This is a genomic window from Ensifer adhaerens, from assembly GCF_028993555.1.
In the GTDB taxonomy this organism is placed as follows: Bacteria; Pseudomonadota; Alphaproteobacteria; order Rhizobiales; family Rhizobiaceae; genus Ensifer; species Ensifer adhaerens_I.
Genome location: NZ_CP118610.1, coordinates 1,268,077 through 1,282,791, shown reverse-complemented (window position 1 = coordinate 1,282,791; position 14,715 = coordinate 1,268,077). Strand labels below are relative to the sequence as shown.

General features: G+C 62.2%; 14 protein-coding genes. 2 read left to right on the top strand and 12 right to left on the bottom strand.

Annotation, left to right across the window (positions count from 1 at the left end; genetic code table 11):
• Positions 1-12: 12 nt before the first annotated feature.
• The 5 genes from ntrX to dusB form a co-directional block, all read right to left on the bottom strand.
• Entirely contained in the window at positions 13-1,377 is a 1,365-nt protein-coding gene (gene ntrX / locus PWG15_RS06260; protein ID WP_275023581.1) for a two-component system response regulator NtrX, read from the bottom strand.
• Positions 1,367-3,637, bottom strand: a complete 2,271-nt coding sequence (locus PWG15_RS06255) for a sensor histidine kinase NtrY-like (RefSeq protein ID WP_275023580.1) — start codon at positions 3,635-3,637, stop codon at positions 1,367-1,369. Before PWG15_RS06255 ends, ntrX begins: the two co-directional genes overlap by 11 nt.
• 222 nt (positions 3,638-3,859) lie before the next feature.
• Positions 3,860-5,314 carry a nitrogen regulation protein NR(I) gene (ntrC, locus tag PWG15_RS06250; RefSeq protein WP_275023579.1) on the bottom strand — a complete coding sequence of 485 codons (1,455 nt, stop codon included), beginning with the start codon at positions 5,312-5,314 and terminating at the stop codon, positions 3,860-3,862.
• Positions 5,311-6,462, bottom strand: a complete 1,152-nt coding sequence (locus PWG15_RS06245; RefSeq protein ID WP_275023578.1) for a two-component system sensor histidine kinase NtrB — start codon at positions 6,460-6,462, stop codon at positions 5,311-5,313. The genes ntrC and PWG15_RS06245 overlap by 4 nt, the downstream gene beginning before the upstream one ends.
• Positions 6,459-7,502, bottom strand: a complete 1,044-nt coding sequence (gene dusB, locus PWG15_RS06240) for a tRNA dihydrouridine synthase DusB (protein WP_275023577.1) — start codon at positions 7,500-7,502, stop codon at positions 6,459-6,461. Before dusB ends, PWG15_RS06245 begins: the two co-directional genes overlap by 4 nt.
• 180 nt (positions 7,503-7,682) lie before the next feature.
• Here dusB and PWG15_RS06235 point away from each other — a divergent pair, with 180 nt between their 5' ends.
• On the top strand, positions 7,683-8,909 hold the full coding sequence (locus tag PWG15_RS06235; protein ID WP_275023576.1) for a bifunctional 2-C-methyl-D-erythritol 4-phosphate cytidylyltransferase/2-C-methyl-D-erythritol 2,4-cyclodiphosphate synthase: 1,227 nt from the start codon (positions 7,683-7,685) through the stop codon (positions 8,907-8,909).
• On the top strand, positions 8,909-9,406 hold the full coding sequence (locus PWG15_RS06230; protein ID WP_275024366.1) for a CinA family protein: 498 nt from the start codon (positions 8,909-8,911) through the stop codon (positions 9,404-9,406). The genes PWG15_RS06235 and PWG15_RS06230 overlap by 1 nt, the downstream gene beginning before the upstream one ends.
• On the opposite strand, the gene PWG15_RS06225 is transcribed toward PWG15_RS06230, so the two are convergent.
• The 7 genes from PWG15_RS06225 to PWG15_RS06195 all read right to left on the bottom strand — a co-directional run bounded on the left by PWG15_RS06225 (position 9,394) and on the right by PWG15_RS06195 (position 14,686).
• Entirely contained in the window at positions 9,394-9,843 is a 450-nt protein-coding gene (locus tag PWG15_RS06225; RefSeq protein WP_275023575.1) for a type II toxin-antitoxin system RatA family toxin, read from the bottom strand. The genes PWG15_RS06230 and PWG15_RS06225 overlap by 13 nt on opposite strands.
• 9 nt (positions 9,844-9,852) lie before the next feature.
• Entirely contained in the window at positions 9,853-10,419 is a 567-nt protein-coding gene (locus tag PWG15_RS06220) for a P-loop NTPase family protein (protein WP_275023574.1), read from the bottom strand.
• 151 nt (positions 10,420-10,570) lie between these two features.
• Positions 10,571-11,539 (bottom strand): lipoyl synthase, encoded by a 969-nt coding sequence (gene lipA / locus PWG15_RS06215; protein WP_275023573.1) that lies wholly within the window; start codon positions 11,537-11,539, stop codon positions 10,571-10,573.
• A gap of 131 nt (positions 11,540-11,670) precedes the next feature.
• On the bottom strand, positions 11,671-11,922 hold the full coding sequence (locus PWG15_RS06210; protein WP_275023572.1) for a GlsB/YeaQ/YmgE family stress response membrane protein: 252 nt from the start codon (positions 11,920-11,922) through the stop codon (positions 11,671-11,673).
• A 74-nt stretch (positions 11,923-11,996) separates the two neighbouring features.
• Positions 11,997-13,442, bottom strand: a complete 1,446-nt coding sequence (gene lpdA / locus PWG15_RS06205; protein WP_275023571.1) for a dihydrolipoyl dehydrogenase — start codon at positions 13,440-13,442, stop codon at positions 11,997-11,999.
• Positions 13,443-13,460: 18 nt separating this feature from the next.
• A complete protein-coding gene (locus PWG15_RS06200; protein ID WP_275023570.1) occupies positions 13,461-14,042 on the bottom strand; it encodes a GNAT family N-acetyltransferase in 582 nt (193 codons plus the stop codon).
• Positions 14,043-14,044: 2 nt separating this feature from the next.
• The gene (locus PWG15_RS06195) at positions 14,045-14,686 is read right to left on the bottom strand and encodes an SGNH/GDSL hydrolase family protein (protein WP_275023569.1); all 642 of its coding nucleotides are present in this window, start codon (positions 14,684-14,686) and stop codon (positions 14,045-14,047) included.
• Between the last annotated feature and the right edge of the window lie 29 nt (positions 14,687-14,715).

The window sequence follows — 14,715 nt, the reverse complement described above, 5'->3', positions numbered from 1 at the left end:
TTATGTAGTGGCTCAGACGCCCAGCGACTTCAGCTTGCGATGCAGCGCAGACCGCTCCATGCCGACAAATTCCGCGGTGCGCGAAATATTGCCGCCGAATCGGTTGATCTGCGCGATCAGATAATCGCGCTCGAACATTTCGCGAGCCTCGCGCAGCGGTAGCGTCATGATGTGCTGGTCGCCCTGGGCCGAGATCTTCGGCAGCGTATCGCCCACCTCCGTCGGCAGCATGTCTGCGGAAATCGGCGTATCCGGACCGTCGCTGCGGGCAAGGATCATCAGGCGTTCGATGTTGTTGCGAAGCTGGCGGATGTTGCCGGGCCAATCATGGGCCTGGAGTACGGCCAGTGCGTCGTCGCCGATCTTGCGCGGACGGATACCCGCCTGTTCGCTGACCTGGCGCATGAACATGTCGACCAGGAAAGGAATATCCTCGCGCCGCTCGGCGAGCGCCGGCACACGAACCGGAATGACGGCGAGACGATGGAACAGGTCTTCGCGGAACAGGCCCTCGGAGATCATGTTTTCGAGATTGTAGGCGGTCGACGAAATGATGCGAACATCGACCTTGACGCGCTTGGTGCCACCGACGCGCTCGAACTGCTGGTCGACGAGAACGCGCAGGATCTTGTTCTGCGTCTCGCGCGGCATTTCGCCGATCTCGTCGAGGTAGAGCATACCACCATGGGCCTCCTCAAGAGCGCCTGTGCGACGCGGCTGACCCGGCGTGCCTTCGGTGCCGAAAAGCGCGATTTCCATGCGGTCAGGCGTGATCGCCGCAGCGTTCAGCGCCACGAAGGGTCCGGCAGAGCGGGTCGACTTGCGGTGGATCATCCGCGCGACCAGTTCCTTGCCCGATCCGGACGGACCCTGGATCATGATGCGGCTGTTGGTCGGCGCGACCTTCTCGATCGTCTGGCGAAGCTGCGACACGGCAACCGACGTCCCGATCAATTCGACGGGATCGCCGGACTTCTTCTTCAGCTCCGAGACTTCACGCTTGAGCTTCGAATTTTCCAGCGCCCGCTCGGCGATCAGGATCAATCGGTCGGCCTTGAAGGGCTTCTCGATGAAATCGTAGGCGCCACGCTTGATGGCGTTGACTGCGGTCTCGATGTTGCCGTGACCTGAAATCATGACCACCGGGAGGTCCGGATAGCGTCCCTTGATCTCGTCGAGCAGCGCCAGTCCGTCGAGCCGGCTTCCCTGCATCCAGATATCGAGGAAGACCAGGCGCGGCACACGATCGCTGATCGCCGCCAGCGCACTGTCGCTGTCGAAGGCGGTGCGGGTTTCGTGCCCTTCGTCAGAGAGGATACCCGACACGATCTCGCGGATATCTTCCTCATCGTCCACAACCAGAATATCAGCGGCCATCGCTCGCACCCTTATCCTTCAAACTGTCTTCGCCCCCGGTTTCTCCGGCAGGCGGCAGAACCACGCGGATCATCGCCCCGACACCGCCGTCGAAATCGGCCGGCGCGTCGTGCAATTCCAATTGTCCGCCATGGTCCTCGATGATCTTCTTCACGATGGCGAGCCCCAGGCCCGTGCCCTTCTCGCGCATCGTCATGTATGGCTCCAGAATCCGGTGCCGGTTCTCCGTCGGCAGGCCCTTGCCGTTGTCGATGATATCGACAACGAAGCGACCCGTTGCCACGTCGGTTCGTGCGCGCGCGACGATCCTCGGATGGCCACGCACCGCATCGGCCGGCACCGCCTCGATCGACTCGACCGCGTTCTTGACGATGTTGCCGAAGGCCTGACCGAGCATGCGCCCGTCGAACAGGCCCTCGAGCGGCTCTTCGCCGAGGTCCCGCACGAAATCGATGTGATTGTTGCCCATCTCGCGCAGGAACATCGCATCCTTCAGGATCGCGCGGAGATCCGCTTTCTCCTTGGTCGGCTTCGGCATGCGAGCAAAGGCCGAGAACTCGTCCACCATGCGGCCGATATCTTCCACCTGGCGCACGATCGTATCGGTGCACTGGTCGAAGATAGCCTTGTCGTCCTGGTTGATCTGCTTGCCGTAACGGCGCTTCAGCCGCTCGGCAGAGAGCTGGATCGGCGTCAGCGGGTTCTTGATCTCGTGCGCAATGCGGCGCGCCACATCGGCCCAGGCAGTCGAGCGCTGGGCGATAACGAGATCGGTAATGTCATCGATGGTGATGACATATGATTCGTTCGCTTCGCCACCCTCTTCGCGCGTCACCTGAACGTTCAGCGTCCGCTCGGTTCCGCCGCGCATGATGTTGATCTGCTTGCGGTAGTCGTTGCGATGGCGGCTTTCGGCCTCCACCAGAACCTCTTCGACCTCCGGCGCCACCGTGCGCAGGTCCGCGCCGAGAAGCTCAGGGGCCGCCTTCTTCAGGAACTCTTCGGAAAACGAGTTGGCAATGGTGATCTGTCGATCGCGCCCGACACCGATGACCGCCGCCGTCACGCCGGAGAGCACGGCCTCGATGAAGCGGCGACGATGATCGACTTCGTCCTTTGCCTCCAGGATCTGCTCCTGCTGACTGCGGATCTCCGAAACCATCTTGTTGAAGGTGCGCGACAGGTTACCAACGTCGCCGTCGACGGCGCGGACCGGCACGACAACATCGAGATTGCCGGAAGCGACGCTATCGGCAGCGCCGATCAACTGGCGAATTGGCCGGACGATCCGGTCGGCAACGGCGATGGCGGTCCAGATCGCGGCCAGGAGAACGATGAGCGCAAACCCGATATAGAGAACACCGAAGGCGATCTGCGTGAAGGTTCGACCGGCCTCAAGCATCTTGTACTCGGCCGTGTTCTCTTCCATCAGCCGCAGCGAGCGCATCACTTCCGGATCGACATTGCGAACCGTGTAGAGATAGGTGCCCGGGATGTCGTCGAGCGGGATAACCGCTCCGACAAGGTTGGTGACCCCCGGCGGTATCAGTGTCGGCTGACCGGATACCGAGCTCTTCAGCGCGTCCGGCGGAATGGAGGGCAGCGGACGGTCCGTGGAAATGTTGGCCTGAATAATAGCGCTGCCGTCAGCACGAACCAGGAAGGCGCCAAGCATGCCGCGGCCACGCGCCTGACGGGTCATCAGTTCGGTGAAACCGGTGCGGTCAAGGCTGTAGAGCTGGCGGTTGCGTTCGAGGTCGTTCGCCATCGACACGGTCTGGCCCTGCAGATAGCTGGCATTCTCGAGCACATAGGCCTGGGCGACGTTGATCGAGGAGCGGACGATCGCCTGGGTTCGCAGCGAAAACCACCGATCGAGGCCGACGTCGAGTGTGATGCTGGCAAAGATCGCCACAAGAACCGCAGGCGTGATCGCCACGATCGAAAACAGGGCAACGATGCGCACGTGCAGGCGTGCAGCGGCGCGGCCTTTGCTACGGGCGCGCAGCAGCCGCAGGATTTCGCGAGCGATCAGGTAGATGAGGCCGACGACGAACAGGCTGTTGATCGCAGCGCAGGCGATGACGACATTTCTCTCGAGGCGTATCGGCGTCAATCCGAGAAGGACGAGCAGCGATACGGTGGCGCAGATCAAGGCGCCGGTTGCCAGCATCAGCCCCGGCAGGGCAAAGGACGCGCGCCGGTCCTGCGCCGCGAGTCCCTCATCTGTGCCCAGCGGCAAGGCCATTGCGTCCACCATCAAAAGCGTTCCCCCAACCGGCGCCTAACGGCGACGGCATCACTTGCTAGCATTCTCTGGTCAAAGGTTGACCTCACCGCCCAAATGGGCTGCTGCGTTGCGGCCCCAGTCAATCAATTGGGTCAAATCGATTGAACGAGACGGCGACGACACGCGATTCGGCGATCGTCACACGTTCAAGCAACGCATTGTGGCGAAAATGCAACGGTGGCTGTGACCAAGTCAAGCGCTGCGCGAGCTGCGATAGACCGAAACGCCGAGTTCGCGGATTTTCTTGCGCAGCGTGTTACGGTTGAGGCCGAGCAAATCGGCCGCCTTGATCTGGTTACCACGGGTTGCGGTAAGCGCCGCAAGGATCAACGGATACTCCATTTCGGCAAGCACGCGATCATATAGGCCGGCCGGAGGCAAAGCTTCGCCGAAGCTTGCAAAATACTGGCGCATGTTTTCTTCGACAGCCTGCGAAATGGTGAGCGATCCGGGCCGCACCGCGGTCTTTTCAATCGGGCTGTCCGGTATCTCGGAACGCAACTCGTTTTCGATGATCTCGCGCGTGATCACGTCCTGTGGATAAAGTGCCGTGAGGCGCCGCACCAGGTTTTCCAATTCGCGCACATTGCCGGGCCAGGCATGAGCCTTCATCAGTTCCAGCGCTTCATGATCGAAGCGCTTGACGTCCAGCCCTTCCTTTTCGGCCTGCTGGACAAAGTGGCGAACCAGATCGGGAATATCCTCCGCGCGGTCACGCAGCGGGGGCAGACGCAGCGGCACGACGTTGAGGCGATAATAGAGGTCTTCGCGGAACAGGCCCTGATTGATCGATTGCTTCAGGTCCTTGTTGGTCGCCGCCACGATGCGCACGTCCGAACGGATCGGCGTACGACCGCCAACGGTCGTGTACTCGCCCTGTTGCAGCACGCGCAGGAGACGGGTCTGAGCGTCCATCGGCATGTCGCCGATTTCATCGAGGAACAGCGTGCCGCCCTCGGCCTGCTCAAAACGACCGGTCGAACGCACCTGGGCGCCAGTGAAGGCGCCCTTCTCGTGGCCGAAAAGCTCCGATTCGATCAGGTCGCGCGGGATCGCCGCCATGTTGATCGCGACGAACGGGCCGTTGCGACGTTTGCCATAATCGTGCAGCGCGCGGGCGACGAGTTCCTTGCCGGTACCGGACTCGCCGGTGATCATCAGGGTCAGATCCGTCTGCATCAGGCGCGCCAGCACCCGGTAGATTTCCTGCATCGCCGCCGAACGGCCAACCAAAGGCATACCGTCCTGGGTGTCGTCGTCGAGCTTGGCCGGTCGGCGCTTGGGCTCCGACAGCGCCCGACCGATGATGCCGATCAATTCGGTCAAGTCGAAGGGTTTGGGCAGATAGTCGTAGGCGCCCTTCTCCGAAGCCTTGATCGCCGTCATGAAGGTGTTTTGGGCGCTCATGACCAGCACGGGCAGATCGGGGCGCGCCTTCTTGATGCGCGGCAGGAGATCGAAGGCATTCTCATCGGGCATGACAACATCGGTCACGACGAGGTCGCCGTCGCCCGCTGCGATCCAGCGCCACAGCGTCGCTGCATTGGAGGTGATGCGGACATCGTAGCCGGCGCGGCTCAGCGCCTGGTTCAGCACGGTACGAATGGCGGCATCGTCATCCGCAACGAGGATCGTGGCACCCGTCATGCAAGGTTTCCTTTTGTCATCGGCATGTCGTCTTCATCCGCTGCCTGGCCTTTGGAGGCCGGCATCAGGACACGGAAAGTCGTGCGGTTCTGCTGGCTGTCGCATTCGACGATGCCGCCGTGGGCACCGATGATCTTGGCGACCAGCGCGAGCCCCAGGCCGGAACCATTGGTCTTTGTGGTGATGAAAGGATCGAAGAGCAGCGGCAGCAGGTCGGACGGGACGCCCGGCCCATTGTCGTGCACGCAGAACTCCAGCGGCAACGAGATTTTCTCGCGCGTCCCGGCGACCGACAGGCGGATGCCCGGCCTATAGGCCGTCGTCAGCACGATTTCGCCATCGCTGCGGTCGCCGATCGCTTCGGCCGCATTCTTGATCAGGTTCAGGAACACCTGAACCAGTTGGTCGCGGTTGGCATAAACGGGCGGCAGGGACGGATCGTAGTTCTCTGCGAACTTGATGTGTCGAGCAAAGCCTGCCTTGGCGATCGCCTTCACATGGTCGAGCACCGAATGGATGTTTAGCGGCACACGATCCACCGGGCGCTCGTCGGAAAACACCTCCATGCGATCGACCAGCGAGACAATGCGGTCGGTCTCATCACAGATCAGCCGTGTCAGTGCCCTGTCTTCGTCATTGACGGAGGTTTCCAGCAGTTGGGCTGCGCCGCGGATGCCCGACAGCGGGTTCTTGATTTCGTGCGCCAGCATCGAGGCAAGCCCCGTCACCGAACGGGCAGCGCCGCGATGGGTCAGTTGCCTGTCGATCTTGTCGGCCATCGAGCGCTCCTGAAAGACGACGACGACCGCACCGGGCTCGGAAAGAACCGGGGCGACATAGAGATCAACAAGCTTGTCGGCGCCGAGACGCGGCGAACTCAGGTCGACGCGGTACTCATTCACCGGCGCTTTGCGCTCGCGCACCTGCTCGATCAGGGTCAGCAGCGGACTGCCGAAGGGGATGAAGGCGCTGATGTTGTGCCGCGCCAGATGGTTGGCGCTGGCGCCGAAAAACGATTCGGCTTCCCAGTTGGCAAACGCCACCAAACCATTGGCATCGACCAAAATCACGGGGTTCTGAATGGCGTTCAGAACTGACATCGACAGACTGTTGGCGGCTGCATCGGGAATGCTCGGTTTCTCGGTCATGCGGCAATCCCTTCTGCGACCGCCTCGCCAACGAGCTTGGCCGGCGCCGCGTCGAGTATCACGGCGCGTGCCTTGTCGCAGACGAACCGCGCATCGGTCGATGTCAGGATCGCCGCCTTTTCCGTACCTGCGATGTCGGGAGCAAAGCGATCAAGGTACCAGGCGACATGTTTGCGCGCGTGCCGCACGGCGACGTCGACGCCATAGAATTCGAGCATCATTTCGTAGTGCTCCGCAAAGATATCGGCGATTTCCGGCTGCGACGGGTGCTCGACAGCGCCGGCGAGAAGGCCGATGTGCCAAGGTCGGCCCTGCGATGACCGCCCGGCCATGACGGCGTCAGCGCCCGACCGCCGAAGAATCTCTTCCGCGTCAGCAATCGTCTCCACATCGCCATTGGCGACCAGCGGGACTGTAATGACCTCGCGGACCCGGCGAATGGCATCCCAATCCGCCTTGCCGTTGTAAAACTGCATGCGCGTGCGGCCATGCACGGTGATCGCCTTTACCCCGGCGTCCTCAGCGCGCTTGGCAATCAGCGGCGCGTTGATCGAGTTTTCGTCCCAGCCGAGCCGCATCTTCAATGTCACCGGCACATCAACGGCATTCACCGTCGCCTCCACCAGCGACAGGGCGTGATCGGGATCGCGCATGAGCGCCGAGCCGGAGTAGCCACCCGTCACCTTCTTGGCCGGGCAACCCATGTTGATGTCGATGATATCGGCGCCATTGTCTGCAGCGATCTTGGCGGCCTCCGCCATCCAATGGGCCTCACGGCCGGCCAACTGGACGATGTGCGGCTTGATGCCCGAGTTCTTGAGACGCACCCAGGATTCCTGGGCATTTCCGACCAGCTCACGGCTTGCAACCATCTCGGTCACGACGAAGCCTGCGCCATAACGCCATGCAAGCCGCCGGAACGGCAGGTCGGTAACGCCGGACATGGGGGCGAGCGCAACGCGATTGCGGAGTTCGATAGTCCCGATCCGGAGCGGAGACGAAAGAGCCGGAATTGGCAAATGCATATCTTTCAGGCACATGTTGTTCCTGCACTATTTTTAGACATTGTTCTCGGGCTTGCCAAGCGATTTCGGCGCCTTGCGCAAATTTCCCGGCTTACAGCGCCGCGCGTCTTTCAAGACGCGCCACGGTGGCCGGAAGAAACGAGAACTGCTGGCAAAGCGCGACCCTTCGCGGTACATCACCGCGAAGATCGGCGAATGCGGGACCTCATACAGAAGATGCAGCCTCAAGAACAGCTTAAGTGCGGCGTGGTGATCGTTGCGGCCGGACGCGGCGAACGCGCCGGGCAATCCGCCGAAGGCCCGAAGCAGTATCGAACCATCGGCGGCCGCCCCGTTATCGCCCATACGCTTGACACTTTCGCGACATGGCCGGGCGCTGGCCCGATCGTCGTCGTCATCCACCCGGACGACGAGGCTTTGTTCGATGCTGCACGCAAACGCGCTGTGGCCGGCGATGTAATCATCGTGCATGGTGGCGCGACCCGGCAGATCTCCGTGCTCGCCGGCCTCGAGGCCCTGGCTGAAACCGGCGCCGGCTATGTGATGATCCACGATGCGGTCCGTCCCTTTGCCGATCACGCACTGCTTTCGCGCTGCGCCGCCGCGCTCGACGGCGAGGTCAAAGCCGTGTTGCCGGCGGTCGCCGTCGCCGACACGCTGAAGCGCGCGGGCAAGGATGGCGTCGTGCTGGAGACGGTGCCGCGCGACGGTCTCTACGGCGCGCAGACACCGCAGACATTTGATCTTCCGGCCATTCTTGCTGCTCACCGGGATGCATCCAAGAGCGGCCGCACTGACTTTACAGACGATGCCTCGATCGCCGAATGGGCCGGCCTCAAAGTCGTCCTCGTCGAGGGCACGGTCGACAATGTCAAGCTTACGCTGAAAAGGGATATCGCCATGGCCGACGAGAAACTCAAGCGCACCGCCCTGCCCGATGTGCGCACGGGCAACGGTTACGACGTGCACCAGTTGATCGAGGGCGACGGCGTGACACTCTGCGGTGTGTTCATTCCACACTCGAAAAAGCTCTCGGGTCATTCCGATGCCGATGTGGCGCTGCACGCGCTCACCGACGCGCTGCTTGCCACCTGTGGCGCCGGCGATATCGGTGACCATTTCCCGCCATCCGACCCGCAATGGAAGGGCGCGCCTTCGCGGATCTTCCTCGAACATGCTGCACGGATCGTGCGCGAGCGTGGCGGCATCATCACCAATGCGGACGTTTCCCTGATCGCGGAAGCACCGAAGGTAGGGCCGCACCGTTTGACGATGCGCGAAAACCTCGCTGACATGCTGGGGATTTCGCTCGACCGCTGCTCGGTGAAGGCGACGACCAACGAACGCCTCGGCTTCGTTGGCCGAGATGAAGGCATTGCCGCCATTGCCACAGCCACCGTCGTTTATGGGAACCTTGCGTGATGTGGCCTGCCGATATCGAAGTCAAGGCCGGTGAAATCATCGCCAGGTTCACGGCACGGGGCCTCAAGGTCGCCACCGCCGAATCCTGCACCGGCGGCCTGATCGCCGGGGCGCTAACCGAGATTTCCGGTTCGTCCGCGGTCGTCGATCGGGGCTTCGTCACCTACTCCAACGAAGCGAAGGTCGCCATGCTCGGCGTGGAGACTACGACGCTTGCAGCCCACGGCGCTGTTTCGCGGGACACTGCAATCGAAATGGCGCGTGGTGCGGTCTCGCATTCGGCAGCGGATTTCGCCGTTGCCGTCACCGGCATTGCCGGCCCTAGTGGCGGCTCGGCCGAGAAGCCCGTTGGTCTCGTGCACCTTGCGGCATCAGGGCGCAACGGCCAGATGCTGCACCGGGAGATGCGCTATGGCGATATCGGCCGCAGCAGCGTTCGGCTTGAGACCGTCCGCACCGCGCTCGAAATGCTCAGGGAAATCGCTCAGGCGGAATAGATCTTGTCGGCGCGCTTTTCGAAGGCGTCCGAGAACATGCGGAAGGCGCGGTCGAACATCGAGCCCATCAGCGCACCGAGGATGCGGCTCTTGAACTCGTAGTCGATGTAGAAATGCACGGCCGACTGCCCTTCGCCCGAGGGCTCGAAGCGCCAGCGGTTGTCGAGATACTTGAACGGCCCATCGATGTATTTGACGTCGATCGCGCGCTCGGCCTTGTTCAGTAGCACCTGTGTCGTGAAGGTCTCGCGGATCGCCTTGTAGCCGACGGTCATGTCGGCCAGTAGCAGCACCTTGCCGTCGCGCTCCTTGCGCGTGCGCACCGTCAGTGCCTCGCAGAGCGGCAGGAACTCGGGATAGCGCTCGACATCGGCGACGAGATCGAACATCTGGTCGGCGGTATGCTTGACGACGTGGTTGGTTTCGAAATGCGGCATGATCGAGAGCTAGTCGCCCCACTCTATCTTCGCAAGTAGTAACGCCGTTTCCGCGTGCGATTTCAACACGAGAACCGGCAGGTCGGCGCGACCGGCCAGCTGCGTCTCGATCTCAACCGCATCCCTTTTCTCGAAGTTCCAGATGTAGCGAAGGAATTCGAGATCGACCTTCTCCGGACAATCGTCGGCCATATCCGGGCGGGTCTTTTTCCAGTAGGCGAACCAGCGCCAGAGCACACCGCGAAGCGAAACCCAGCGCGGCGGCCGCATCCAGATCACCATTTGCGTGCGCGGAAGGCGGAGCGGCAGCGTCTTCGGACTGGTACCATCCATGATCCAGCGTTCGCCGGCCGCAGCCCTGGAGATCAGGGCAAGCATTTCCTGCCGCGGCCGCAGTTGCCATCCCGGCAGCCAGAAGAATTCCCGGTCCATTGACAGATGCGGCAGGTCGAGCCGTCCAGACAGGTGACGGGAAAGCGTACTCTTGCCGCTGCCGGAGCAGCCGATCACAAGGATGCGCTGCGCGCCTCTGAGCTGCAACGCCGCATCGTCCCAGCTGCTGATGTGTCGCGGCATCGGCTCGCGTCCTCCCGAAACAGCCGTTAGGCGATCGGGACGGAGGATGCAAGCTTTGCGCGAACGGCCAGTTGCCGCTCCGATATCCTCCCCAAAAACAAAACTCCGGCGCAAGCGCCGGAGCAGATCGTTCTCGAAAACGCCGCCTGCCTTACTCGGCGGCCTGCAGCTTCTTCTCCCGAGCCGCCCTGAGGCGGGCGAAGTCGTCACCGGCATGGTGCGAGGAGCGCGTCAGCGGGCTCGACGAAACCATCAGGAAGCCCTTGGTATAGGCGACGGTCTCGTAGGACTTGAACTCCTCGGGCGTCACGAATTTCTCGACCTTGTGGTGCTTGCGCGTCGGCTGCAGATACTGGCCGATCGTCAGGAAGTCGACGTCGGCGGTCCTGAGGTCGTCCATCAGTTGCAGCACTTCGTTGCGCTCTTCGCCGAGGCCGACCATGATACCGGACTTGGTGAACATTGTCGGATCGAGTTCCTTGACCCGCTGCAGCAGGCGCACGGAATGGAAGTAGCGTGCGCCCGGGCGGACCGTCAGATAATTGCCCGGCACCGTTTCCATGTTGTGGTTGAAGACGTCGGGCTTGGCGGCGACGACACGCTCCAGAGCGCCCGGCTTCTTCAGGAAGTCCGGTGTCAGGATCTCGATGGTCGTCGCCGGCGACGCTTCGCGGATCGCCCAGATGACCTTCTCGAAGTGTTCGGCACCACCGTCTTCCAGATCGTCACGGTCGACGGAGGTGATGACAACGTGGCTGAGGCCCATCTGCTTGACGGCCTTGGCGATGTTGGCCGGCTCTTCCATGTCGAGCGCATTCGGCTTGCCGGTCGCGACATTGCAGAAGGCGCAGGCGCGGGTACAGATCTCGCCCATGATCATGAAGGTGGCGTGCTTCTTGTCCCAGCATTCGCCGATGTTCGGGCACCCGGCTTCCTCGCACACTGTCACCAGCTTGTGCGACCGCACCAGCTCGCGCGTCTCCTGGTAGCCCTTGGACATCGGCGCCTTGACGCGGATCCACTCCGGCTTGCGCATCACTTCCGTATCGGGCTTGTGCGCCTTTTCCGGGTGGCGGACGCGTTGCGCCCGGTCAGAGACGGCATCGAATACCGTTACCATACTGTCTTCCTCGTCGCGGCGGGACCGGCATCAGGCCGGATGACCCATTTTCGCTCTATATAGACGGCCCGACAGGAAAAGTCAGGCCGTCTTAAGTTGGTGCCCGACGGAAGCACAGATGGCCCGGCAGACTATCGTTTTACGACTCGACCAGCGGCAATCAACAGGCAAGCGCCGATAAAGCCGATGACCAGGTAGGCTACCCAGCCGGCATAGGCCATGCCGAAGGCCGCCAGCACAAAATTCAGCACCACCGCACCGATGATGCCGAGCAATATGTTCATGATCAGCCCCATGCTGCTGCCCATGAACTTCTCCGCGAGCCACCCGGCCAACCCGCCGACGATGATCGCAGCCAGAATACCGACGCCGTTCACGCTCATTTTGGCCTCCTTGCACTGAAAATGAGTCCATTAGCAATGCCAAAATTACACCAAAAGCTCGGGCGCCGAAACTATCAGGCGTTGAGCGCGCGGCCGTAAGCGTCGAGCACGCTTTCCTTCATCGTCTCCGAGATCGTCGGATGCGGGAAGATCGTGTGCATCAGGTCTTCTTCCGTCGTCTCGAGGTTCATCGCGACGACAAAGCCCTGGATGAGCTCGGTGACTTCTGCGCCGACCATGTGGGCGCCGAGCAGTTCACCGGTCTTCTTGTCGAAGATCGTCTTGACCAGGCCCTGGTCCTCGCCAAGCGCGATCGCCTTGCCATTGGCAACGAAGGGGAAGCGACCGACGCGGATGTCGCGGCCGAGTTCCTTGGCCTTGGCTTCGGTAAGACCGACGGAAGCGACCTGCGGGTGGCAATAGGTGCAGCCCGGAATCTTCAGCTTGTCCATCGGGTGGACGTTCGGCAGGCCGGCAATCTTCTCGACGCAGATGACGGCCTCGTGCTCGGCCTTGTGAGCGAGCATCGGGGGGCCGGCAACGTCGCCGATCGCGTAGACGCCGGGAACATTGGTCTTGCCGTAGCCGTCGATGACGATGCAGCCACGGTCGGTCTTAACCCCGAGCGTTTCGAGGCCGAGGTTCTCGATGTTGCCCTGGACGCCGACGGCCGAGATCATGCGATCGGCAGTGATCTTCTCGACCTTGCCGTCCTTCATCTCGACATGGGCGGTGATCGAGTTGGCGGCCTTTTCGACCTTCGTCACCTTGGCCTGAAGATGGATCTTCATGCCCTGCTTCTCGAACTGCTTCTTGGCGACGCCCGAGATTTCGGCGTCTTCGACCGGCATGACGGTCGGCATGACTTCAACGACGGTCACGTCGACACCCATGGTGCGGTAGAACGAGGCAAACTCGATACCGATCGCGCCCGAGCCCATGACCAGCAGCGACTTTGGCATTTCCTCCGGCTTCATCGCCTCGAAATAGGTCCAGATCAGCTTGCCATCGGGCTCGATGCCGGGCAGTGCGCGCGGACGGGCACCGGTCGCGATGATGATGTGCTTGGCGGTGTAGGTGCCTTCGCCCTTGGTGTTCTTCGGCAACGGCGCCTGCGGCTGGACGACAGGCTTGGTCGACTTGCCGACAACGATCTCGCCGGGCTTCGTGAGCTTGGCTTCGCCCCAGATCACATCGACCTTGTTCTTCTTCATCAGGAAGCCGACGCCGCCGTTCATGCGCTCGGCAATGCCGCGAGAACGGGCAACGATCGCCTTCAGGTCCGGCGTCACCGTGCCTTCGATCTTCACGCCATAGGCACCCGGATGCTGGGCGTAGTGCAGAACCTCGGCCGAACGCAGCAGCGCCTTGGTCGGGATGCAGCCCCAGTTGGAGCAGATGCCGGCCAGATGTTCGCGCTCGACAACCGCGGTCTTGAGACCCAGCTGTGCCGCACGAATGGCGGCGATATAGCCTCCCGGACCCGAACCGATGACGATGACGTCGTAATTCTCAGCCATGTGTTTCCTGCCTTTGTCTCAAGCGACCTTGCGGGTGAAAAGCACCCAGTCGTGTTTCTTGCTTTCCTCAAAGAGCGGAACCGCCTCGGCGCGCGCTGCCTCGCCGAAACCGTTTGCCCTGTATAGCGCCTGCGCCCTGTCGTTGTGGCTTTCGGTGATCAGGCTCACCGGCGCCGAACCGGCGCGCTTGAATTCCCTTGCCAGGAGCGCTCCACCGATGCCGCGGCGACGCTGATGGCGATAGACGCCGAGGCTTTCGACGAACCAGTGACCGACAATCTGCCTTTGCAGCGCCAGCAGCGGTTCGAGAACTGGATGCTTCGCTACGATCTCCAGAACGCCCGGACCGACCGAGTAACCGACCGACAGGCCGGCCACCTCATCGTCAATCTCGGCAACCAAGGCATCCCGCCAGTTCCCCGGCCCGGCTTCCTCACGCAGCTTGTTGCGGCCGCGCTCAAAGGCCGTATCCGTCACCCCACGCTGGACGGCGCCGTACCAGAGCCAGGAGGCAAAACCATGCGCGGCGATGTCGACGAGGATGGCAAGTTCAGCCGCCTCGCGTCTTTCCGCCGGACGAATGGTGACGCCGCCGGCCACTCTCAGACCCCAAGCATCATCCGCACGACCGGTTCCAGACCCCGGCCGATCGCACGCGTATTTTCGGCATCGAGATGCACGCCATCGAGCGGTGTGGTCACCGCAACCGATCCGGCATCGAAGAAGCCGCAATCGAGCTCATCGGCAAGATCACGGTAGAGCGGCGCCAGCATCGCCGACTGCTCGATGCCGCCGGCAAACATGGCAGCAAACCCGGCATTGGCCGTTTCGCAGAGCGCCGGTGGCGACACGATCAAAATCTCCGGCCCATCCTCGCTTTCGACGGGCCAGTCATGCCGACGCACCAGATTGACGAGACGCTCGATCCCTTTCACGGCGCCGAATGCGGTTCCGTGAATGACTGGCTTCATGTCGTTGGCGCCGAGAAGAAGAATGATGAGATCGAGCGGCGCGTGACTGTGCAGCACCGTCGGCAGCACCTTCGCGCCGTTGCGGTCGCAATCGGCAAGGTGATCGTCGTAGGCGGTCGTGCGGCCGTTCAGCCCCTCGGCGATAACCTGGACGTCTGCGCCCAGCGCCTTTTGCAGCACACTCGGCCAGCGATCGGCAAGCGCGTGGCGGCCGCCGTCGGTGGCATCGTAGCCCCAGGTCAGACTGTCGCCGTAGCAGAGAACTGTTTTCATCGTCCGGGCCCGCCTTCGACTGCTCGACA

What these genes read in the sequence shown, in the direction of transcription:
- ntrX (WP_275023581.1), bottom strand. Translation starts at nt 1,377, where the DNA reads ATGGCCGCTGATATTCTGGTTGTGGACGATGAGGAAGATATCCGCGAG.
- PWG15_RS06255 (WP_275023580.1), bottom strand. Translation starts at nt 3,637, where the DNA reads ATGGTGGACGCAATGGCCTTGCCGCTGGGCACAGATGAGGGACTCGCG.
- ntrC (WP_275023579.1), bottom strand. Translation starts at nt 5,314, where the DNA reads ATGACGGGTGCCACGATCCTCGTTGCGGATGACGATGCCGCCATTCGT.
- PWG15_RS06245 (WP_275023578.1), bottom strand. Translation starts at nt 6,462, where the DNA reads ATGACCGAGAAACCGAGCATTCCCGATGCAGCCGCCAACAGTCTGTCG.
- dusB (WP_275023577.1), bottom strand. Translation starts at nt 7,502, where the DNA reads ATGTGCCTGAAAGATATGCATTTGCCAATTCCGGCTCTTTCGTCTCCG.
- PWG15_RS06235 (WP_275023576.1), top strand. Translation starts at nt 7,683, where the DNA reads ATGCGGGACCTCATACAGAAGATGCAGCCTCAAGAACAGCTTAAGTGC.
- PWG15_RS06230 (WP_275024366.1), top strand. Translation starts at nt 8,909, where the DNA reads ATGTGGCCTGCCGATATCGAAGTCAAGGCCGGTGAAATCATCGCCAGG.
- PWG15_RS06225 (WP_275023575.1), bottom strand. Translation starts at nt 9,843, where the DNA reads ATGCCGCATTTCGAAACCAACCACGTCGTCAAGCATACCGCCGACCAG.
- PWG15_RS06220 (WP_275023574.1), bottom strand. Translation starts at nt 10,419, where the DNA reads ATGCCGCGACACATCAGCAGCTGGGACGATGCGGCGTTGCAGCTCAGA.
- lipA (WP_275023573.1), bottom strand. Translation starts at nt 11,539, where the DNA reads ATGGTAACGGTATTCGATGCCGTCTCTGACCGGGCGCAACGCGTCCGC.
- PWG15_RS06210 (WP_275023572.1), bottom strand. Translation starts at nt 11,922, where the DNA reads ATGAGCGTGAACGGCGTCGGTATTCTGGCTGCGATCATCGTCGGCGGG.
- lpdA (WP_275023571.1), bottom strand. Translation starts at nt 13,442, where the DNA reads ATGGCTGAGAATTACGACGTCATCGTCATCGGTTCGGGTCCGGGAGGC.
- PWG15_RS06195 (WP_275023569.1), bottom strand. Translation starts at nt 14,686, where the DNA reads ATGAAAACAGTTCTCTGCTACGGCGACAGTCTGACCTGGGGCTACGAT.